Source organism: Streptomyces parvus, from assembly GCF_014648875.1.
In the GTDB taxonomy this organism is placed as follows: Bacteria; Actinomycetota; Actinomycetes; order Streptomycetales; family Streptomycetaceae; genus Streptomyces; species Streptomyces parvus.
Genome location: NZ_BMRY01000005.1, coordinates 187,896 through 207,897 on the forward strand (window position 1 = coordinate 187,896; position 20,002 = coordinate 207,897).

The 20,002-nt window shown below is 71.0% G+C and carries 18 protein-coding genes; 7 read left to right on the plus strand and 11 right to left on the minus strand.

All coding sequences use genetic code 11. The features are described 5' to 3' along the window. Window positions 1-82 precede the first annotated feature (82 nt). From IE140_RS17610 to IE140_RS17620, 3 genes are all read left to right on the plus strand, one after another. Window positions 83-1,069, plus strand: a complete 987-nt coding sequence (locus IE140_RS17610; RefSeq protein WP_150196174.1) for an acyl-CoA desaturase — start codon at window positions 83-85, stop codon at window positions 1,067-1,069. Continuing rightward, window positions 1,066-1,755, plus strand: coding sequence for a TetR/AcrR family transcriptional regulator (locus tag IE140_RS17615; RefSeq protein ID WP_093440305.1), 690 nt, complete (start codon window positions 1,066-1,068; stop codon window positions 1,753-1,755). Before IE140_RS17610 ends, IE140_RS17615 begins: the two co-directional genes overlap by 4 nt. Before the next feature lie 112 nt (window positions 1,756-1,867). Further along, on the plus strand, window positions 1,868-2,470 hold the full coding sequence (locus tag IE140_RS17620; protein WP_003968582.1) for a Uma2 family endonuclease: 603 nt from the start codon (window positions 1,868-1,870) through the stop codon (window positions 2,468-2,470). 10 nt (window positions 2,471-2,480) lie between these two features. Here the strand turns inward: IE140_RS17620 and IE140_RS17625 are convergent, their stop codons facing one another. Beyond that, complete coding sequence (locus tag IE140_RS17625; protein ID WP_150196176.1) at window positions 2,481-2,861, minus strand: VOC family protein; 381 nt, start codon at window positions 2,859-2,861, stop codon at window positions 2,481-2,483. Beyond that, window positions 2,861-3,673: a trans-aconitate 2-methyltransferase gene (locus tag IE140_RS17630; protein WP_150196178.1), complete on the minus strand. Its 813-nt coding sequence runs from the start codon at window positions 3,671-3,673 to the stop codon at window positions 2,861-2,863. The genes IE140_RS17625 and IE140_RS17630 overlap by 1 nt, the downstream gene beginning before the upstream one ends. Window positions 3,674-3,762: 89 nt before the next feature. Here IE140_RS17630 and IE140_RS17635 point away from each other — a divergent pair, with 89 nt between their 5' ends. Further along, window positions 3,763-4,260, plus strand: coding sequence for a MarR family winged helix-turn-helix transcriptional regulator (locus tag IE140_RS17635; RefSeq protein WP_010059740.1), 498 nt, complete (start codon window positions 3,763-3,765; stop codon window positions 4,258-4,260). Here IE140_RS17635 and IE140_RS17640 read toward each other — a convergent pair. Beyond that, a complete protein-coding gene (locus IE140_RS17640; RefSeq protein WP_032767230.1) occupies window positions 4,216-5,004 on the minus strand; it encodes a response regulator transcription factor in 789 nt (262 codons plus the stop codon). The genes IE140_RS17635 and IE140_RS17640 overlap by 45 nt on opposite strands. A 269-nt stretch (window positions 5,005-5,273) precedes the next feature. Here IE140_RS17640 and IE140_RS17645 point away from each other — a divergent pair, with 269 nt between their 5' ends. Beyond that, window positions 5,274-5,714, plus strand: a complete 441-nt coding sequence (locus IE140_RS17645) for a GNAT family N-acetyltransferase (RefSeq protein WP_093440297.1) — start codon at window positions 5,274-5,276, stop codon at window positions 5,712-5,714. Between the two features lie 51 nt (window positions 5,715-5,765). On the opposite strand, the gene galK is transcribed toward IE140_RS17645, so the two are convergent. The 3 genes from galK to galT are packed head-to-tail and all read right to left on the minus strand — an operon-like array spanning window position 5,766 to window position 9,006. After that, window positions 5,766-6,971, minus strand: a complete 1,206-nt coding sequence (gene galK / locus IE140_RS17650) for a galactokinase (RefSeq protein ID WP_189460525.1) — start codon at window positions 6,969-6,971, stop codon at window positions 5,766-5,768. Beyond that, entirely contained in the window at window positions 6,968-7,948 is a 981-nt protein-coding gene (galE, locus tag IE140_RS17655) for a UDP-glucose 4-epimerase GalE (protein WP_150196185.1), read from the minus strand. The genes galK and galE overlap by 4 nt, the downstream gene beginning before the upstream one ends. A 14-nt stretch (window positions 7,949-7,962) precedes the next feature. Further along, on the minus strand, window positions 7,963-9,006 hold the full coding sequence (gene galT, locus IE140_RS17660) for a galactose-1-phosphate uridylyltransferase (RefSeq protein ID WP_150196180.1): 1,044 nt from the start codon (window positions 9,004-9,006) through the stop codon (window positions 7,963-7,965). 245 nt (window positions 9,007-9,251) lie between these two features. Here galT and IE140_RS17665 point away from each other — a divergent pair, with 245 nt between their 5' ends. Continuing rightward, entirely contained in the window at window positions 9,252-10,922 is a 1,671-nt protein-coding gene (locus IE140_RS17665) for a sodium:solute symporter family protein (RefSeq protein ID WP_093440292.1), read from the plus strand. Window positions 10,923-10,937: 15 nt separating this feature from the next. Then, window positions 10,938-11,246, plus strand: a complete 309-nt coding sequence (locus IE140_RS17670) for a hypothetical protein (RefSeq protein WP_030803347.1) — start codon at window positions 10,938-10,940, stop codon at window positions 11,244-11,246. Window positions 11,247-11,282: 36 nt separating this feature from the next. Here IE140_RS17670 and IE140_RS17675 read toward each other — a convergent pair whose 3' ends face one another. The 5 genes from IE140_RS17675 to IE140_RS17695 form a co-directional block, all read right to left on the minus strand. Further along, window positions 11,283-12,035, minus strand: a complete 753-nt coding sequence (locus IE140_RS17675) for a response regulator transcription factor (RefSeq protein ID WP_093440289.1) — start codon at window positions 12,033-12,035, stop codon at window positions 11,283-11,285. A 252-nt stretch (window positions 12,036-12,287) separates the two neighbouring features. Next, window positions 12,288-14,225, minus strand: coding sequence for an outer membrane protein assembly factor BamB family protein (locus tag IE140_RS17680; RefSeq protein WP_189460527.1), 1,938 nt, complete (start codon window positions 14,223-14,225; stop codon window positions 12,288-12,290). 112 nt (window positions 14,226-14,337) lie between these two features. Continuing rightward, on the minus strand, window positions 14,338-16,251 hold the full coding sequence (locus tag IE140_RS17685) for an outer membrane protein assembly factor BamB family protein (RefSeq protein WP_189460529.1): 1,914 nt from the start codon (window positions 16,249-16,251) through the stop codon (window positions 14,338-14,340). Window positions 16,252-16,488: 237 nt separating this feature from the next. Beyond that, window positions 16,489-18,165, minus strand: coding sequence for an outer membrane protein assembly factor BamB family protein (locus IE140_RS17690; protein ID WP_150196596.1), 1,677 nt, complete (start codon window positions 18,163-18,165; stop codon window positions 16,489-16,491). An 86-nt stretch (window positions 18,166-18,251) separates the two neighbouring features. Further along, window positions 18,252-19,946: an outer membrane protein assembly factor BamB family protein gene (locus IE140_RS17695; protein ID WP_150196597.1), complete on the minus strand. Its 1,695-nt coding sequence runs from the start codon at window positions 19,944-19,946 to the stop codon at window positions 18,252-18,254. Between the last annotated feature and the right edge of the window lie 56 nt (window positions 19,947-20,002).

Here is a 20,002-nt window from a genome sequence, read left to right on the forward strand (position 1 = left end):
TGCCATACTTACCAAACCGTAGGTTACGGAACCGTAGCCACGGCCGTCCGAGCCTTCTCCCTCACCCTCAGAGGTATCCCCCATGCCGAGCACTCCTCCCGCGGTCGACGAGACCGAGCCACCCGGAGCCGCCGCGGCTCCGCTGCCCTCCGCCACCCTGGGCGGCGACAGCAAGCGGTCGATCGAGCAGTTCGCGCTGCTGGCGTTCATCGTGGTGCCGTTCGTGGCGCTGGTCGCGGCGGTGCCGCTGGCGTGGGGGTGGGGGGTGAGCTGGCTCGACATCGGTCTGCTGGTGGCGATGTACTTCATCGGCTGCCACGGCATCACGATCGGCTTCCACCGGTACTTCACGCACGGTTCGTTCAAGGCGAAGCGGCCGTTGCGGATCGCGCTGGCCGTGATGGGCTCGCTGGCGGTGGAGGGGCCCCTGGTGCGGTGGGTGGCCGATCACCGCAAGCACCACCGGTTCTCGGACGCGGAGGGCGACCCGCATTCGCCGTGGCGGTTCGGGGAGAGCCTGCCGGCCCTGATGAAGGGACTGTGGTGGGCGCACATCGCGTGGATGTTCGACGAGGAGCAGACGTCGCAGCAGAAGTACGCCCCCGATCTGATCAAGGACCCGGCGATCCGGGCGGTCTCGCGCCACTTCCTGACCTTCACGATCGTCTCTCTGGCGATCCCGCCACTGGTGGGCGGGCTGGTGACGATGTCGTGGTGGGGCGCGGCGACGGCGTTCTTCTGGGGCTCGCTGGTACGGGTCGCCCTGCTGCACCACGTGACCTGGTCGATCAACTCGATCTGCCACGCGGTGGGCAAGCGGCCGTTCAAGTCGCGTGACCGGTCGGGGAACGTGTGGTGGCTGGCGGTGCTGTCGTGCGGCGAGTCGTGGCACAACCTGCACCATGCGGACCCGACGAGCGCCCGGCACGGGGTGATGCGGGGGCAGATCGACTCCAGCGCCCGGCTGATCCGCTGGTTCGAGAAGCTGGGCTGGGCCGATGACGTGCGGTGGCCGGATGCCGCGCGTATCGACTCCCGGCGCACGTCCGCCCCCGCCGACGCGGCATGATTGACGACGTGGCCACCGACCCCAGCACGAGCAGCGACCAGAGCAGGACAGCCTCCCCCTCCCGCCGGGCCCGGCGGGTCCGGATGACGGGGAAGGAGCGCCGCGAGCAGCTGCTGGACATCGGGCGCGCCCTGTTCGCCGACAAGGGCTTCGAGGGCACGTCGGTGGAGGAGATCGCGGCGCGCGCCGGGGTGTCCAAGCCGGTGGTGTACGAGCACTTCGGCGGCAAGGAGGGCCTGTACGCGGTGGTGGTCGACCGCGAGATGCGCCAGCTGCTGGACATGGTGACGGGGGCGCTCACGGCGGGCCACCCGCGCGAGCTGCTGGAGCAGGCGGCGTTCGCGCTGCTCGACTACATCGAGTCGTACACGGACGGCTTCCGGATCCTGGTGCGGGATTCGCCGGTGGCGCAGTCCACGGGCACGTTCGCGTCGCTGATCAGCGATATCGCCACGCAGGTGGAGGACATCCTGGGCCTGGAGTTCAAGGCCCGCGGCTTCGACCCGAAGCTGGCCCCGCTGTACGCGCAGGCGCTGGTGGGGATGGTGGCGCTGACGGGCCAGTGGTGGCTGGACGTACGGAAGCCGAAGAAGGCGGAGGTGGCCGCCCACCTGGTGAACCTGTGCTGGCACGGGCTGGAGAACCTGGAGTCGAAGCCGCGGCTGATAGGGCACCGGAAGAGCTGATCGCGGCTGATCACGTAACCCTTCCGCACGTCGTCACCCGTTGTGATGCCGCGTGCGGATTTCCCGCCGTAGTGTGGTCGGGAGGGCAGAGGATTCGTCCATGGGAGGAACCATGACCGCCGAGCCGACCACCGCGCACAGCTCCCGCTGGCCGGTGCCCCCGCAGGACGGATACACCGTGGACGATCTGTTCACGCTGCCCGATCTCCCGCCGCACACCGAGCTGATCGACGGGAGCCTGGTTTTCGTGAGTCCGCAGCGAGACTTTCACAGCACGATGATCGATCTGCTGATGACAGGACTGCGCAGTACGGCGCCCCCGGAAGTGAGGGTGCGCCGGGAGATGACCGTAGTGCTGGATCGGCGGAACGCTCCGGAGCCGGATGTCTCCGTCGTGCGGACCGAGGCGATCACAGGGCTCGACGTGACGCGGTACCAGGCCGCCGACGTCCTCCTCGCCGTCGAAGTCGTCTCCCCCGACTCCGAGGCCCGCGACCGCGAGGCCAAGCCGCACAAGTACGCGACCGCCGGCATCCCGCACTTCTGGCTGGTCGAGATGACCGGCACCGACCAGCACCCCGTCGTGCGGGTCTACGAGCTGGACCCGGTGACGAAGGCGTACGCGCTGACCGGGATCCATCACGACCGGCTGAAGACGGGCGTGCCGTTCCCGGTGGACGTCGACATCTCGGCGGAGGCGCTCGCAGCGCTGTGAGCGGGCCGCATCACGCGTCCGGCTCCAGGAACTCCAGGCGGTTGCCGGCCGGGTCGTGGGCGTAGAAGCGGCGGTGGCCGGGGAGGTTGTCGTCCCAGGTGACGGCCACGCCGTGGGACTCCAGGCGGGCGGCGTACGCCTCGATTCCGGTGACGCGCAGGCCCGGGTGGGCCTTCTTCACGGGGCGGAAGTCCTCCTCGATGCCCAGGTGGAGTTGGACCGGTCCGGCGGCGAACCAGCAGCCGCCGCGGGCAGCGAGCACCGGGGGTTTCGGGATCTCGGTCATGCCCAAGGCGTCGGCGTAGAAGGTGCGCAGGGCGTCCTCGGAGCCGGGCGGGGCGGCGAGCTGGACGTGGTCGACGGCGGCGAGGCCACAGGCGGGGGCGGTCATCACTTCTCCTTGCGGGCTACGGCGAAGATGCGGCGGAACGGGAAGACCGTGCCGTACGGGCCCGGCGGATAGGCCTCGCGGAGCAGGTCGCGGTATTCGGCGAGGAACGCCTCGCGGGCGTCCGGGTCGTCGGCGAGCGCGGTGAGGACGGGGCGCAGGGCGGTGCCCTTGACCCAGTCGAGGACCGCGTCGTCGCCGCCCAGGGTCTGGAGGTAGGTGGTCTCCCAGACGTCGGCCGTGCAGCCGAGGTCGCGGAGGCGGGTGAGGTAACCGGCGGGGTCCAGGACCGAGGCGGTGCGGTCGCCGACGCCGTGGAGCAGGGGGCGCCAGCGGTCGGACTCGCGGAGGCCGGCCAGAAGTGTGTGGCTGGGGGCGGTGAAGTTGCCGGGGACCTGGAAGGCGAGCGTGCCGCCGGGGGCGAGGGCGTCGAGCCAGCGCGGGAAGTGGTCGGCGTGGCCGGGGATCCACTGGAGTGCCGAGGTGGAGACGATCAGGCCGTACGTCTCGGTGGGCTCCCAGGTCGCGGCGTCGGCCTCGGCGAAGTCGAGCAGGGGCGGCCGGGCGTGGGCGGCGGCCTCGGCGAGCATCTCGCGCGAGGTGTCGTAGCCGGTGATCCGGGCCTCGGGCCAGCGGTCGGCGAGGAGCGCGGTGACGTTGCCCGCGCCGCAGCCGAGGTCGGCGATACGGGGTGCGGGGCGGCCGGGCAGGTCGTCGCCGACATGGGCCAGGAGGTCCTGGAAGGGGCGGGTGCGGTGGTCCGCGTGGCGCAGGTACTGCTGCGGGTCCCAGGAGGGCTGGTGGGATGCGGTCATGGGGAACAGGATCACGCCCAGAATCTCTTGATGTCAAGACACTTGAATTCAAGAGACTTCATGTCGAGGGACCCTCTACACTGATCGACATGGAGGACGAGGTCGACCGACTGGTCGCTGCATGGCGCCGCGAGCGCCCCGACCTCGACGTGGAACCACTCGAGGTGCTCAGTCGCGTCTCCCGCCTGGCACGCCACCTCGACCGGGCCCGCCGCATAGCCTTCTCCGAGCACAACCTGGAGCCGTGGGAGTTCGACGTGCTCACGTCGCTGCGCCGGGCCGGCGCCCCGTACCAGCTCTCCCCCGGGCAGCTCCTCACGCAGACCCTGGTCACCTCGGGCACGATGACCAACCGCATCGACCGGCTCACCAAGAAGAACCTCGTCGAGCGGCTCCCCGACCCCAACGACCGGCGCGGCGTCCTCGTCCGGCTCACGGCCGAGGGGCGCGACAAGGCCGACCAGTCGCTGGCCGGGCTGCTCGCTCAGGAGCGCGCGATCCTCGCCGAACTGTCCCGCGCCCAGCGCGGCGAACTGGCCGGGCTACTGCGCCAGTTGACCGCCCCGTTCGACAACATCCCTACCTAGCGGGCCCGTCCCCGGGTCGGCCGGGCCCACCCCCGCCCGGCGGGCCAGCGCCACCGCCGCCAGCGTCGAGTGCACCCCGAGCTTGCCCAGCACGTTCTGCATATGGGTGCGCACCGTGTGCGGGGACAGGAACAGCCGCTCCGCGACCGCTTTGCGGCCCAGGCCCGCCACCATGCAGCGCAGCACCTCGCGTTCCCGGGGCGTCAGCGACTCCACCAGCCGCTCGCTCTCGGAGCGGTGCTTGCGGGCGGCGGTCAGCTCCCGCAGGACGCCGGTGAGCAGGGCGGGCGGCAGATGCGTCTCGTCGCGCAGCACGCCCCGGATCACCGACAGCAGCCGTTGCAGCGAGCAGTCCTTGGCCACCCAGCCCGAGGCCCCCGCCTGGAGCGCCCGGGCGGCGGCGCGCGGGTCGTCCTTCTCGGCCAGCACCACCGACCGCACGCCCGGCCGGGCCGCGCGGACCCCGGCGACCAGGGCGATGCCGTCGACGGCGGCCGGCTCCTCCGGCCGGGGCGCGGGGACCGCGGGAAGCTCGCCGCCGCCCGTCCGGGCACCCAGCTCGGCGTCGACCAGGAGCACGTCGTAGCCCCGCCCCTCGGCGGCCGCGCGCTCCAGCGCGCGCAGCGCGGCCGGGCCGCTGCCCGCCGCGGAGACGTCCACGTCCGGTTCGGCCGCGAGGGCGGCCGCGAGCGACTCGGCGAAGATGCGGTGGTCGTCCACCACGAGAACCCGGATACGCGCCACAGAACCCCCATCGGTGGGGTCGGAAAGCTGCGGGTACGACGTCCGGGGCTCCACTGCGGCCTGCCACGCCGACGACCGCCGTCGTCGAACCGCCTGCCGCCCTGCCCCGGACGCCGTACCCGGCTTTCTCGCTCCCCTGAATCGACACCGGCCCCCACCGGTGCTGAGCATCAGCGTACGGGCGGGGGCCACGAGGGGAAGGCGATTCGGCGAACTGGTCACTTCCTTGTCCCGGCCGTCCCTTGCCGGTGGGTCTTAGGGTGTGCTTCATGTTCCGTCTTGAGACAGAAGTAGACAAAGAACGTCGCATTCTGCTGAGCGGGCGTCTGCACGAGGACAACGTCGCCGCATCGGCCGGCCTGCGTGCGCTGCTCTCCACCTCCGCCGAGCACGAAGTACCGCTGGAGGTGTGGGCGTCGGACGAGCACGGGGGCCTGGCGGGCGGGCTGACCGGGCGGACCTGGGCGTACTGGCTGCACGTCGATCTGCTCTGGGTCGACACCCCGCACCGGGGCCTCGGCCTCGGCGCGCGCCTGCTCGCCGAGGCCGAACGGACCGCCCGCACCGAGCGCGCCTGCACCCGCTCGCGGCTGGAGACCTGGGATTTCCAGGCGCCCGGTTTCTACCGCCGCCAGGGGTACGAGGAGATCGGCCGGGTCGCCGACTACCCGCCCGGGGTCACCGAGTTCATCCTGGTCAAGGACTTGTGAGCCCGGAACACCGGAACGGGCTCAGCTCAGCTCGGTTCAGCTCAGCTCGGTTCAGCTCAGCCGGCGCGCTCCGGCGGACGGGACGGCGTCGAAGATCCCCGGGGCCGTGTGTCCCGCCGCCGCGAACGCCTCGCTGACCGCCTTGGCCACCGTTCCCGCCGCCGTCTCCTCCACCAGGACGACCGCCGAGCCGCCGAAGCCGCCCCCGGTCATCCGCGCACCGAGCGCCCCGGCCGCGTTCGCCGCCTCGACCACCAGGTCCAACTCGGGGCAGGAGACCCGCAGATCGTCGCGGAGCGAGAGGTGGCCCTCGTTCAGGACGGGCCCCGCGGCGCGGACGTCCCCCGCGTCGAGCAGGGCGATGACCTGCTCGACCCGGTGGTTGTCGCTGACGACATGGCGTACGTAGCGGATGACGGACTCGTCCGCCCCGGCGTCGGCGAGGGTGGAGAGGGCCGTGGCGAGGTCCTCGTACGGCAGATCGCGCAGCATCGGTATGCCGAGCAGCCGGGCCCCCTCCTCGCAGCCGGCCCGGCGCTCCGCGTACGCCCCGTCGCCGAGCGCGTGCTTGACCCGGGTGTCGACGACCAGGAGCGTCAGGCCCTGGGAGGCCGGGTCGAAGGGGACTTGGCGCAGCGAGAGGTCGCGGGTGTCCAGGTGGAGGGCGTGGCCCTCGGTGCAGCAGGCCGAGGCCATCTGGTCCATGATCCCGCAGGGCACGCCGACGAAGTCGTTCTCGGCACGGCGGCCGATCACGGCGAGTTCGGCGGCGCTCAGGCCGAGTGCGAAGAGGTCGTTCAGGGCGAGCGCGGTGACGACTTCGAGGGCGGCGGACGAGGAGAGCCCTGCGCCGGTGGGCACGGTGGAGGTCAGCGCGATGTCCGCCCCGGTGACCGGGTGCCCGGCCTCGCGCAGCGCCCAGAGGACCCCGGCGGGGTAGGCGGCCCAGCCGTGGCCGGAGTGCGGGGCGAGTTCGTCGGTGCGCAGCGAGACGACGCCACCGGGGACGTCGGTGGAGTAGAGGCGCAGCACCCCGTCGGTGCGGCGGGAGACGGCGGCGACGGCGGTGTGCGGGAGGGCTAGCGGCATGACGAAGCCGTCGTTGAAATCGGTGTACTCGCCGATCAGGTTCACTCGTCCGGGTGCGGCCCAGATGCCCTCGGGCTCGCTTCCGTACAGCTCGGCGAAGGTGGCGGCGGGGTCGGCCCGGTGCCCCTCGACGGCGGCGGTCACGGTCGGTTCGGCGTGCTCGGTCATGGGGTGGTCGTGTCCTCTCGGCGGGCGAACTGCCAGGCGTCGGCGATGATTCCGGCCAGGTCGGCGCGGGACGGCTGCCAGCCGAGGCGCTCGATGGCGGTGGCGGCGGAGGCGACGAGGACGGCCGGGTCACCGCCGCGGCGGGGGGCGGCGGTCTCGGGGACCGGGTGGCCGGTGACCTTGCGGACGGTCTCGATGACCTCGCGGACGGAGAAGCCGTTGCCGTTGCCGAGGTTGCAGATCAGGTGCTCGCCGGGGGCGGCGGCGGTGAGGGCCAGCAGATGGGCCTCGGCGAGGTCGGCGACGTGGATGTAGTCGCGGACGCAGGTGCCGTCGGGGGTGGCGTAGTCGTCGCCGTAGACGTTGATCGACTCACGCTTGCCCAGGGCGACTTGGAGGACGAGCGGGATGAGGTGGGACTCGGGTTCGTGCCGCTCGCCGCACCTTCCGTACGCCCCGGCCACGTTGAAGTAGCGCAGCGAGACGGCGGCCAGACCGTGGGCGGTGGCCTCTCCGCTGATCATGTGGTCGACGGCGAGCTTGGACGCGCCGTAGGGGCTGGTGGGGGCGGTGGGGTCGGTCTCGGTGATGGGGCTGGAGACCGGTTCGCCGTAGGTGGCGGCGGTGGAGGAGAACACGAGGGTGCGTACGCCGTGTTCGCGCATGGCGGCGAGCAGGGCGGTGGTGCCGCCCACGTTGTTGACCCAGTACTTCTCGGGGTTCACGACGGACTCGCCGACCTGGGAGAAGGCGGCGAAGTGCAGGACGCCGTCGTAGGAGGGGTCCAGATGGCGGGCGGCGTCCTGGATGCGGCCCTCGATGAACGCGGCCCCGTCCGGTACGCCCTCGCGGAAACCGGTGGACAGGTCGTCCAGGACGGTCACGGTGTGCCCGGCCTCCAGCAGGTGCTGGGCGACGACGCTGCCGACGTATCCGGCACCGCCGGTGACCAGGTACTTCTTGGGCAGGTGGGACAGGTTCCGGGGAGTGCTCACTGGCTCGCTACCTCTCGCAGTCGCTCGGCCGCGGCCTCCGGCGGCACGTCGTTGATGAACACGCTCATGCCGGACTCGGACCCCGCGAGGAACTTCAGCTTGCCGGAGGTCCGGCGAATGGTGAAAAGCTCCAGGTGCAGGGCGAAGTCCTCGCGGCCGTCCACCCCGAACGGCGCCTGGTGCCAGGCGGAGATGTACGGGGTCGGCGGCTCGCCGGGACCGAAGATCCGGTCGAAGCGCCTCAAGAGTTCCAGATAGACCTGTGGAAACTCTGTCCGCGCGCCCTCGTCCAGCTCCCGCAGGTCGGGGACGCGGCGGCGGGGGTACAGGTGGACCTCGTAGGGCCAGTGCGCCGCGTACGGGACGAAGGCGATCCAGTGCTCGGTGGCGAGGACGACGCGTGAGCCGTCCTTCTCCTCGCGGGCGACCACGTCGTCGAAGAGGTTGGAGCCGGTCTCCGCGCGGTGCCGGGCGGCCGAGCGGAGCATCAGCCCGGTGCGCGGGGTGACGAAGGGGTAGCCGTAGATCTGGCCGTGCGGGTGGCCGAGGGTGACGCCGATCTCGGCGCCGCGGTTCTCGAAGCAGAAGACCTGGGTGACCTGGTCCAGGGCGGCGAGGGCGGCGGTGCGGTCGGTCCAGGCGGCGAGGACGAGTGCGGCCTGCTCCTCGGTGAGGTCGGCGAAGGACGCATCGTGGTCGGAGGTGAAGCAGACGACCTCGCAGCGGCCGGAGTCACCGGCGAGCGAGGGGAAGCGGTTCTCGAAGACCGCCACGTCGTAGCTGCCGTCGGGGATCTCGCTGTGCCGCCCCTCCCGGGTGGGGCAGAGCGGGCAGGCGTCGGCCGGCGGGTGGTAGGTGCGGGCCTGGCGGTGCGAGGCGATGGCGACCGCGTCGCCGAGCAGCGGATCGCGGCGGATCTCGGACGAGGTCGAGACGGGGTCCAGGGGGCGCTGGTCGACGGCGTCGCGGACGGTGTCCTCCGCGGCGTCGTAGTAGATCAGCTCACGGCCGTCGGCGAGGGTCGTCACCGTCTTCTTCACCAGGGTCCTCCACCCAATCCCTCCAACATAATCGCACATAACAAATCACAAGCAAACACACTCGTCAATGCCCGCAGGCGTGGTGGATCACGAGGGATTCGGCGCGGGGCATGGGCCGCATACCCGGACATTCAACCGCACTCGATCACGATCGAACAAAGAACCCCAACGAGACTGTTCATTTCTCGAACATGACGGCGTAAGTTCCGTCGGGTTAAGTTCGCGATACGAAGCGAGTACCCCCCATGCAGACACTGGCCGAAGGGCTTCGGCTCCCCACGAACGGGCTCGACTACGCCATCCTGGCGATCTACTTCGTCGTCGTACTCGGCATCGGCTTCATGGCCCGTGCCAGCGTGAAGACGAGCCTCGACTTCTTCCTCTCCGGACGGTCCCTGCCCGCCTGGGTGACCGGGCTCGCCTTCGTCGCGGCGAACCTCGGCGCCACCGAGATCCTCGGCATGGCGGCCACCGGCGCGCAGTACGGCGTCGCGGTGGTGCACTGGTACTGGATCGGCGCCATCCCCGCCATGGTCTTCCTCGGCCTGGTGATGATGCCGTTCTACTACCGCTCCAAGGTGCGCTCCGTGCCGGAGTTCCTGCTCCAGCGGTTCGACAGGTCCGCCCACCTGCTGAGCTCCGTGCTCTTCGCGTTCGCGGCGATCCTCATCGCGGGCGTCAACCTCTACGCCCTGTCCATCGTCGTGGAGGCGCTCCTCGGCTGGCCGCAGTGGGTCGCGATCGTCGTCGCGGGCCTGTTCGTGCTGGTCTACATCACGATCGGCGGGCTCTCCTCGGCGATCTACAACGAGGTGCTCCAGTTCTTCGTCATCCTCGCCGCGCTGATCCCCCTCACCGTCCTCGGCCTGAAGCGGGTCGGCGGCTGGGACGCCATGAGCGACTCGCTGACCAAGCAGCACGGCGGGGACTTCATGACCGCCTGGGGCGGCACCGGCATCGGTGACGCCAACCCGCTGGGCGCCAACTGGCTGACGATCATCCTCGGCCTCGGCTTCGTGCTGTCCTTCGGCTACTGGACGACGAACTTCGCCGAGGTGCAGCGCGCGCTGTCCGCGAAGAACCTCTCCGCCGCCAAGCGCACCCCGCTCATCGCCGCCTTCCCGAAGATCTTCATCGTCTTCGCCGTGATGATCCCGGGCCTGGTCGCCGCCGTGATCGTGCCGAAGATCGGCACCCCGGACTCCGACCTCACCTACAACGACGCGATACCCCTGCTGATGCAGGAACTGCTGCCCAACGGCGTCCTCGGCATCGCGGTCACCGGTCTGCTCGCCGCGTTCATGGCGGGCATGGCGGCCAACGTGTCCTCGTTCAACACGGTGTTCACCACCGACATCTGGCAGCGGTACGTGGTCAAGGACAAGCCGGACACGTACTACCTGCGCTTCGGGCGGCTGATCACGGCGATCGGTGTGCTGGCCTCGATCGGCACGGCGTTCATCGCCGCCAGCTTCTCGAACATCATGAGCTACCTCCAGACGCTGTTCTCGTTCTTCAACGTCCCGATGTTCGTCGTCTTCATCATCGGCATGTTCTGGAAGCGCGCCTCGATGAAGTCCGGCGTCTGGGGCCTGGTCGCGGGCACCGCCGCCGCGATGGTCAACTACTTCTGGATCTACAAGGGCGGGATCATCGACATCCCCTCCGACCAGGGCGCCAACTTCGTCTCCGCGATCGTCGGCTTCGTCGCCGGAGCCGTCGTCATGGTCGTCGTCACCCTCTTCACCGCGCCGAAGCCCGAGGCGGAACTGGCCGGTCTGGTGTACGGGACGGAGTCGCCGAGCCCCGACGAGGAGCTGGAGGAGGCCGACAAGGCCTGGTACCGCAAGCCGGCCCTGCTCGGCTGGGGCGCGATCGTGCTCGCCGCCGCGTGCTACATCCCCTACTCGTTCTGATCGGAGGCACTCACCATGTCCGACCTGCACAAGGAAGTCTCCGAACTGGAGCGCAAGTCCGCGACCGCGGCCCGTCTCTTCGACATCCGGCGGATCATCGGCGGCCTGTTCGTGGTCTACGGAGTGATCGTCACCATCGCCGGACTCAGCCCGTCCGACGCCGACCTGAAGAAGGCCGAGGGCGTCCACATCAACCTGTGGACCGGCCTCGCCATGCTGGCGCTCGGCCTGTTCTTCCTGGTCTGGATGAAGCTGCGCCCGGCCGAGGCCCCGGCGGCCCCGGAAGCCGAGCCGGAGCGGGAGCCGGGGTCCGGCGCGGGCTGACCCGCCGCCCGCCCCGACGCCCCCGGGGGCCGTACGTCACCCGTGCTGTCCGGGAACGTACGGTCCCTGTCGCGTTCCGCCCGGCGTGCCGTCGGGGGCGTACGGGCCCTGCGGCGCGCCGCCGTTCGCCGCGGCGCGCTCCAGCAGTCCGGTACGGGCGGCGAGGGCGGCCGCCTCCAGCCGGGAGCCGACCCCGAGCTTCATCAGGACCCGCTGGACGTGGGTACGGGCGGTGCTCGGGGCGATGTCCATCCCGGCCGCGATCAGCCGGGTGCCCTCCCCCTCGGCGACCCGCACCAGCACCTCGGCCTCGCGCGGGGTGAGCATCCGCAGCAGCCGCCGCCCCTCGTCGTCGGGCTGGGCCGCCGGGTTGAGCAGCTCGGCGAAGGCCCCCCGCAGCAGCTGCGGGGCGATGGCGCTCTCCCCCGCCCGCGCCTTGAGCATGGCCCGCTCGACGCCCTCGATGCGCTCGTCGTGCCGGACGTACCCCGCGGCCCCGGCGGCGAACGCCGCGGCGATCCCGCGCGGGCTGGGCACCGGCCCGAGGACCACCACCGCCACCTGCGGGCGCTCCTGGCCGATGCGCGTGATCGGGTCGAAGACGCCGGGGGCGGCGGGCGAGGCCGTACCGAACAGGCAGACCTCCGGGGCCCTGCTGACGACCAGTTCCGCGGCGCCGGAGGTCGGCGCGGCGGCCGCGAGCACCCGGTGCCCGCGGAGTTTCAGCGCCGAGGCGAGTGCCTCGGCGAGCAGACGGTGATCGTCGACCACCATGAGCCGCACGCCCATCGGTCCTCAGCCCCCAAAAGCCCTGTACGCCCGGCCCCCCGGACTCCTGACCCGGCAAGGTACACGCTCGCCCGACGCCGCGCGGCGCATACGTGGCAGAAGCCACCGGGATTGCCGGATTCCGCACTGTTGGGCCTTCGTTGACCTGCGGCCGGTGATCACCTGACGAGCGAGCGGGGCGGAAAATGATCGGCCCCGCCGGTCGGGAGATCGACCGGCGGGGCCTGGTGCCGCCCTGGAGGGGCGGGGTGATCAGTCGGTGCCGTAGGCGACGACGAGGTAGACCTTCTCGTCGGGGTTGACGGTGCTGGGCTTGTGGATCGACCTGGCGGCCATGTAGAACTGCCCGTCGGAGTAGAGCAGTTCGGCCGAGCCGATGTGGAAGCGCTTCTCCGCCTTGCGGACGGCCTCGTCGTCCGGGTTCTCCATCAGCGTCGTCTGCTTGAAGGTCTCGCCGTCGATGGAGACGACCTGGCCGCCCTTGTCGTAGGGAGCCTCCTTGTAGGCGATGATGCTGGTGCCGTCCATCCGGAGCGGGGTCAGGATGTGCCGGTCGCCCGCGTCCGCCCGGCCGCCGAGGAGCTTTCCGGTGTCCAGGTCGAAGGCGACGACCTCGTTCGTGTCGCCGTACTCGCTGGTTCCGTCGTGGCGCTCGGTCGGCAGGTAGAGCCGGTTGTTGCCGACGGCCATGTTCTGGCACTTCTCGACTTCGGTGGAGTCGCAGTCGCCCGCGTACTTCTCCGCGTCGGCGGGGATACGGACCTTCAGCTTGCCGGTCGCCGCGTCGATCGAGAAGAAGTCGGAGATGCCGCTGCCGTCGCCGGCGGTGTCGCCGACGTCGGCCGCGACCACCAGCGGCTTGGTGGAGACGATGTGCGCGTACTCGACGCCGGCGGGCATCTGGTACGAGGACAGCGGCGCGCCGGAGGTCGGGTTCAGCGCCTGGATGGTGAGCTGCGGGCTGTCGTACGTACCGCACTTGCGGACCACGGCGAGGGCCTCGCCGCCCGCGTAGCCGCGGTCGTAGCAGCCGTCCGCTCCGGTCTTCGGCTTCCAGAGTTCGGCGCCGGTGTCCAGCTTGAAGGCCGCGCCGCCCGAGGTGCCGCCCGCCGCGACGGTCGTCCCGCTGAGCGTGACCTCGTCGAAGCTGACCGGCCGGTCGCCACCGGTGGCGGAGGTGACGCTCTTGCTCCACAGGAGCTTCCCGGCGGCCAGGTCGACCACGCCGACCTGGTTGCACGCCGGGTACTTCTTCTCCTTGGTCGGCTTCGACTCCTGGAAGACGATGGCCGTCTTGTAGTCCTTGCTCACGTGCCGGGAGGTGGTGCAGATCTCGCCGGCCAGCGGGAAGGACCAGAGCTTGGTGCCCTTGTCGCGGTCGTAGCCGTTGATCTCGTTGATGCCGGTCTTCACGTACGCCTTGTCGGTGACCCAGGAGCCCTCGACCGTCACGATGTCCTTGACCACCGGCTGCGGCACCTGGAAGGCGACCTTGGACTTGGTGTTGGCGGGCACCTTCTCGCTGCCGCCGGCCAGTCCGCTGCCCTCGCCGCCCTTGCCCTCGCCGCCGGTGGAGCCGGACGAGGAGGCCTCGTTCTTGCCGCCGTCGTCACCGCTGGTGGCGGAGTAGATGACGCCGGCGCCGATGATCAGCACCACGGCGACGGCCGCGGCGACGATGATCTGCATCTGGGTGGAGAACTTCTTGCCGCCGTCGCCACCCGGCTGCGGGGCCCCGAACTGCGGCTGCATCGGCTGGGTCGGGTAGCCGTACGCCTGCTGCGGCATCCCGGGCTGACCGGGCTGACCGGGCTGGCCACCGGGTCCCTGCGGGTAGCCGTACCCCGGCTGCGGGGCCTGGGGGTAGCCGTAGCCGTTGGGCTGCGGCGCGGGCGGGGTGGGGTAGCTGCCCGGCGCCGGGGGCGGCGGGGTGCCGTAGCCCCCGGCGGGCGCGTCCTGCGGCGCGGTGGGCGGCTGCGGCGGGGCGGCGGGCGGCTGCTGGGGCTGCTTGCCGAAGGGGTCCGCGGGCGGCGGGGTCGGCTGGCCGAAGCCCCCGGGCGGCGGGTCCTGCGGCGCACCGAACCCGCCCGAGGGCGGACCGGCGGGCGGCGCCGGGGGCGTGTTCGGAGCTCCCGGCGGCGTGTTCGACGGCTCGTCGGGGTTGGGCGGCTGCTGCGGCGGCTGGGTCATGGCGTGCGTACCTCGGGGGACGAGTGGGTGTGGGGGCGCGTGGGGCTGAGAGCGTCCGACGGCGTTCGGGGGCCGGGAGCGGCCGACTGCGTTCGGGGGCCGGGGCGAGGGGTCACTTCTCGAACACCAGCATCGTCGTCTGCTCCAGCTCTTCCTTGTCGTTGCTCGCGCTCACACGCTGGCTGAAGATGAAGGAACGGCCGTCCTGGTAGAGGACCCTGGCCGAGAAGAAGCCGTTCTCGATGCGCCCGGCGCCCGCCGGGTGCTGGAGCAGCGTCTTGACGGTGCCGCCGGTCGGCGGAAGCGTCACGATGGCGCCGGCGGTGTCGTACTTCGGCCGCATGTAGAGCAGGACGTTGCCGCCCTCCATGCCCAGCGGCTTCAGGACGCGCTCGGCCGGTGCGGGCGCCTCCCACTTGGGCTTCCCGGTGTTCAGGTTGAAGGCGATGACCTTGTTCGTCCGGGAGGTCCCGCTCGAATCGTCCTCGGTCGCGATGTAGAAGGTGTTGGCGTCGGCGGCGACGCCGCTGCATCCTTCGAGCTTCTGGCCGAAGATCGCGAAGCTGTTACCGCAGTCGGCGGTGAGCTTGGCGCCCTTGGAGGGCGTGAGCTGGGAGCGGAGCTTGCCGCTCTCGGTGAGCGCGACGATGGTGTACTGCTTCTTCTCCTCGTGCTCCAGCCGGACGACGAGCGGGGTGGAGGAGTAGACCCTGCTGACTTCCCAGCCGCGCGGCGGCTGGTACGTCCACCGGGGCTTGCCGGTGGCGGGGTTCAGCTCCTGGACCTGGTTCTGCGGGTTCTTGACGTCGTCGGTGCGGCAGCTGACCGCGGCGATCAGCTTGTCGCCCCCGGAGAAGGCGAAGGGCTTGCAGTTGCCCTCGGGGTTGCCGAACAGTTCCTTGCCGTCGCTGACCCGGTAGGCGTTGGAGTTGCCGGTGCGCCCGACGGCGACGGTGTCCCCGCTGATCGCCAGACCGATGTCGGACAGGAAGTCCCAGGTCCCGTTCTTCTTGATCTCCTTCTTCCACCCCGCCTTGCCGGTGTTGAGGTCGACCATCTGGAGGACGGAGCACTTGGCCCGGTCCGTGGTGCCGTCCTTCACTCCGATGACGATCTTGCCGTCGGCGGTCGGGGAGTTGGGCGTGGCGCAGACGTCGGCCGGGAGTTCGAGCTTCCACTTCTGCTTGCCGTCGGCGACGGAGTACCCGGACACGCCCCGGTACATGGCCTTGGCGACCACGTCGCCGGCGAACCAGGGGCCCTGGACGGCCGAGCCGTTGCGCGGCAGGTCGATGTCGTTCTTCTGGAGCCAGGCGACCTTGGCCTCGCCCGGCTTGCGCCCGGCGTTGAGGTCGTCGTCGACCTCGCGCCCGTCGCCGCTGCCGTCGCCCTCGTCGACCGTCGGCGACTCGCTGGGGGCCTTGGGGTCGTTGCTGCCGGTGGCGACGGGCTTCTTCGGGTCGTCGTCACCGCTGTCGCTCACGAGGAACCAGGTGCCCAGCCCGGCCGCCAGGACCACGGCGAGCGCCGCCGCGACGACGATGCCGGTCTTCCCCTTGAGGAACCCGCCACCGGAGCCCGGTCCGCCGGGGGCGGGGGCGCCGGGGTACTGCTGCTGCGGGTAGCCGTAACCGGTCTGGGGCTGCTGACCGTACGGACCGGACGCCTGCTGACCGTACGGCCCCGGGGCCTGCTGACCGTAGGGCCCGGGCTGCTGACCGTACGGACCGGGGGCCTGCTGCCCGTACGGGCCGGGGGCCTGGCCGGGCTGCTGCGGATAGCCGTAGCCGGGCTGCGCCTGGGGCTGCTGCGGATAGCCGTACGCCGGGGCGCCCGGCGGGGGCGTCTGCGGCGGGCCGGCCGGGGGCGCGGGCGGCTGGGCGGGCGGCGGCGTCTGCGGCGGCTTGGCCAGGTCCGGATGACCGGGGGACGGCTGATCCTGGGGCGGCTGAGGAGCTCCGTTCGGCGGCTCCTGCGGAGCCCCGAAGCCTCCCTGCGGCGGTTGCTGGCTGGGCGGCTGGCTCATATCAGCACGTCCCCCTTCGTGCGGCCCGGTGCGCGATCCGGTCTCCCCCGCATTCCCAAGAGGGTCAATCCCCCTCGGAAAGGAGCGAATCGGGCATGGCTTCCGCAGTGTTACGACAGTCGGGCGGGGCTTCTTTGTACCACCCGCCGGGCGTCGGGCACCGATTCGGGCCAACCCCTGTTCCCAAGGGAGAACCGCCTCGTGATGCCGTCGTTACGCCTCGGTCCGAGGTGATGGTCAGTCACCGAAGGCGATCATGGTGAGCAGCTCCAGCTCCGCCTTGTCGTCGATCCCGGTGACGTACGGCGACAGGAGCAGGGAGCGTCCGTTCGCGTAGTGGACCTGGGGGCCCTGGAACGTGCGCTCGGTGTCGACGGCCGGCGTCGGGTGCCGCAGGACCGGCTGCGGTGTGCCGCCCTGGGGTCCGAGCGCCATGATGCCGCCGCTCACCTTGTCGGTCCCGAGCGAGGACGGGCTGAGGTGCAGCAGGACCTTGCCGCCCTCGACCCTGAGCGGCATCAGGGTCTGCGTGGCGGGCGCCGGGACCTTCCACTTCCGCTTGCCGGTGCTCATGTCGAAGGCCACGACGGCGTTGGTCGGCCGGTCCTCGGAGGCGGGCTTGGTGGCGAGGTAGAGGGTGCCGGCGTCGGCGGCCACCCCGTAGCAGTTGTCGAGGTTCCCGCTCTCGTTGCGCATGTCGCCACCGCAGCGCGTCTCGTAGTCGTCGGTGCCGGGGTCGGGCTGGGAGCGGAAGGTGCCGTCGTCGTTCAGCATCGCGATGGCCCACTTCCCCTCCGCCCCGCCCTGCCTCAGGGAGACGACCGGCGGGTTCGTGGAGTAGAACTGGTCGACCTCCCAGCCCTTCTTGACCTTGTACGTCCACACGGTCCGGCCCGTCGCCGGGTCGATGCGGCGCACCTCCTGCTGGGCCGCCTCCCCGTCGCCCGGGTCCTTCCGGCACTCCAGGGCGGCGAGCGGGACGGCCCCGCCGGCGAGTCCGAACGGCTGGCACGGGCCCGGCAGCCGGTCCCACAGGTGTTTGCCGTCGCCGATGCGGTAGGCGTCGGTGCGGGTCAGCCGCCCGACGGTCACCACGTCGCCGTTGACGGCCATGACGATGTCGGAGAGGCCGTCCTGAAGCCCCTTACGCTCCAACTCGGCCTTCCAGCCCGCCTTCCCGGTGATCAGGTCGATCATCATGATCCGGTCGCACTGCGCCTCCTCCGACGTGTCGGACCGCACTCCGACGACGACCTTCCCGTCCGCGCTCGGCGTGGTGGGGGCGGCGCAGATGTCGGCGGGCAGACGCAGGCTCCACTTGCGTGCGCCGTCATCGAGCGCGTGTCCGGACACCGTGCGGTACAGGGCCTGGACGGCGACACCCCCGGTGACCCAGGGGCCGTAGGCGTTCACACCGCCCTCGGGGAGGTCGATCCGGTTGTTCTCGACCCAGCGGACGGGAGCCTCACCGTCCTTGCGCCCCTTGCTGAGCTCGGCGGCCCCGGGGACGTCGGGCTCCTTGCCGCCCTTCGCCCCGTCCTCCGTGTCGGCCCGGTTCGGAGCGGCGCTCTCTTCTCCGACGGCCTTCTCGCCGTCGGAACCGTCATCACCGCCGACGACGAACCAGACACCCGCCCCGATCACGAGGACCCCGGCGAGCACGGCGGCGACGAGCCCGACGAGCCGGCCACGGGAGCGCCCGCCACCCCCGGACCCGCCGGAGGGCTCGGGAGTGGTCTGCGGCGGGAACGAGGGGTAGCCGTACGGGGGCTGCGGCGGCTGACCGTACGGACCGGACTGCTGACCGTACGGGCCGGGCTGCGGGCCGGGCTGTGGCTGCCCCGGGTCCCCGTACACACCCGGCCGTGGTTCGTACGGGGCACCGAAGCCCTGTTGTGGTGGCGGCTGCGACATCGGTGTGGTCCCCCTCGAACGTACGGTCACTGCCGTCCCGTTCTACCACCCGTCACACCGGCCCCACTGGTCCGGTCAGGCGCTGGTCAGTCACCGAAGGCCATCATCGTCCGCATCTCCATCTCCATCTCGTCGGTGTACCCGAAGACATGGGGCCGCATCAGAAGAGAGCGTCCGTCGGCATAGAGGACGAGCGGACCGGCGACAGTGCGCTCGGCCGCCGCGGCCGACGCCGGGTGCCGCAGGACCGATTTCAGTGGGCCGCCCTGCGGGCCGAGCGTCACGATGCCTCCGCCGACCCTCTTGGCCTTCGACTTGGGCGCGCTCAGGTACATCAGCGCCCTGCCGCCCTCGATCCGCAACGGCATCAGGGTCTGATCGGCGGGAGCCCGCACCTTCCACTTCTCTTTACCGGTACTCATGTCGAAGGCGAGCACCTCACCGACTTGCGACCCGTCCGCGGTGGCGTACCTCGAGGCGAGATAGAGCGTGTCGGCATCGGCGGTCAAACCGGAGCAGGTGTCGAGGTTCGCACCCAGGTCGCGCAGCACGAAGGTGCAATGAAGCCAGATTTTGTCCATGTCGACATCGAGTTGGGAGCGGAAGGTCCCGTCGGCGTTCAGAACCACGATCTCCCACTCGTCCTGCGCGGCCCTCACATTCTCCAGCAGGAGCACCAGAGGGTCGGTGGAGTAGATCTGGCCGACCATCCAGCCCTCCTTGAGCTTGTACGTCCACACGGTCTTGCCGGTGGCGGGGTCGATGCGCCGTACTTCGCCGTCGGCCTCGTCGATCGGCTGCTTGCCACAGGCGACGGCGGCGAACATGGCGGCACCACCCGCCGTACCGTACGAATAACAGGGGCCGGCCACTCTGTCCCAGAGGTGCTTGCCGTCGCTGACCCGATAGGCGTCCGTACGGCCAACCCTCCCGATCGTCAGGACGTCACCGCTGGTCGCCATGACGATGTTCCTGAGCCCGTCCTGCGTCGGCGCCTGCGGGAAGGCCTTGGACCAGCCCGCCTCACCGGTGGCCAGGTCGATCATCTGGAGCTTTGCGCAGACCGAATCCTCCGAGGAGGTGGCGGTCAGGAGCCCGATGACGATCTTTCCGTCCGCGGTCGGCCGGGTGGGAGCCGCGCAGACGTCGGCCGGCAGGGGCAGGCTCCACTTCTGTGATCCGTCCTCCATGGAATAGCCGGACACCGTGCGGTACATGGCCATGGCCACGATGTCGCCGGTGGCCCAGGGGCCGAGGGCGGACGCACCACGCCCTGGCAGGTCCACGCCGTTCTTCTGGATCCAGCGGACCTTCGCTTCGCCCTCCTTGCGCCCCTTGTTGATCTCCGCGGCCTCCGCGGCGGGCGTCTTCTTCCGGCTCGGCCCCGCGCCGGGCTGCTTCGGGGCGGTGCTCTCCTTCGCGACGGGCTTCTTGCCGTCCGGTTCGTCATCACCGCCGACGACGAACCAGACACCCGCCCCGATCACGAGGACCCCGGCGAGCACGGCGGCGACGAGCCCGACGAGCCGGCCACGGGAGCGCCCGCCGGAAGGCCGGTTCGGCGGCTGCGGCTGGGGCCGGCCGTACGGCGCGGTGGGCGGCTGGGGCGGGTAGCCGTACGAGGGCTGCGGCGGCTGACCGTACGGACCGGGCTGCTGACCGTAAGGGCCGGGCTGCGGGCCGGGCTGCGGGCCGGGCTGTGGCTGCCCCGGGTCCCCGTACACACCCGGCCGGGGTTCGTACGGGGCACCGAAGCCCTGCTGCGGCGGCGGCTGCGACATCGGTGTGGTCCCCCTCGAACGTACGGTCACTGCCGTCCCGTTCTACCACCCGTCAC

Coding starts and splice junctions, on each gene's coding strand:
- IE140_RS17625 (WP_150196176.1), bottom strand. CDS start 2,861: ATGACCGCCCCCGCCTGTGGCCTCGCCGCCGTCGACCACGTCCAGCTC.
- IE140_RS17615 (WP_093440305.1), top strand. CDS start 1,066: ATGATTGACGACGTGGCCACCGACCCCAGCACGAGCAGCGACCAGAGC.
- IE140_RS17675 (WP_093440289.1), bottom strand. CDS start 12,035: ATGGGCGTGCGGCTCATGGTGGTCGACGATCACCGTCTGCTCGCCGAG.
- IE140_RS17620 (WP_003968582.1), top strand. CDS start 1,868: ATGACCGCCGAGCCGACCACCGCGCACAGCTCCCGCTGGCCGGTGCCC.
- IE140_RS17610 (WP_150196174.1), top strand. CDS start 83: ATGCCGAGCACTCCTCCCGCGGTCGACGAGACCGAGCCACCCGGAGCC.
- IE140_RS17645 (WP_093440297.1), top strand. CDS start 5,274: ATGTTCCGTCTTGAGACAGAAGTAGACAAAGAACGTCGCATTCTGCTG.
- IE140_RS17665 (WP_093440292.1), top strand. CDS start 9,252: ATGCAGACACTGGCCGAAGGGCTTCGGCTCCCCACGAACGGGCTCGAC.
- galK (WP_189460525.1), bottom strand. CDS start 6,971: ATGACCGAGCACGCCGAACCGACCGTGACCGCCGCCGTCGAGGGGCAC.
- IE140_RS17670 (WP_030803347.1), top strand. CDS start 10,938: ATGTCCGACCTGCACAAGGAAGTCTCCGAACTGGAGCGCAAGTCCGCG.
- IE140_RS17695 (WP_150196597.1), bottom strand. CDS start 19,946: ATGTCGCAGCCGCCGCCGCAGCAGGGCTTCGGTGCCCCGTACGAACCC.
- IE140_RS17635 (WP_010059740.1), top strand. CDS start 3,763: ATGGAGGACGAGGTCGACCGACTGGTCGCTGCATGGCGCCGCGAGCGC.
- IE140_RS17680 (WP_189460527.1), bottom strand. CDS start 14,225: ATGACCCAGCCGCCGCAGCAGCCGCCCAACCCCGACGAGCCGTCGAAC.
- IE140_RS17685 (WP_189460529.1), bottom strand. CDS start 16,251: ATGAGCCAGCCGCCCAGCCAGCAACCGCCGCAGGGAGGCTTCGGGGCT.
- IE140_RS17630 (WP_150196178.1), bottom strand. CDS start 3,673: ATGACCGCATCCCACCAGCCCTCCTGGGACCCGCAGCAGTACCTGCGC.
- IE140_RS17690 (WP_150196596.1), bottom strand. CDS start 18,165: ATGTCGCAGCCGCCACCACAACAGGGCTTCGGTGCCCCGTACGAACCA.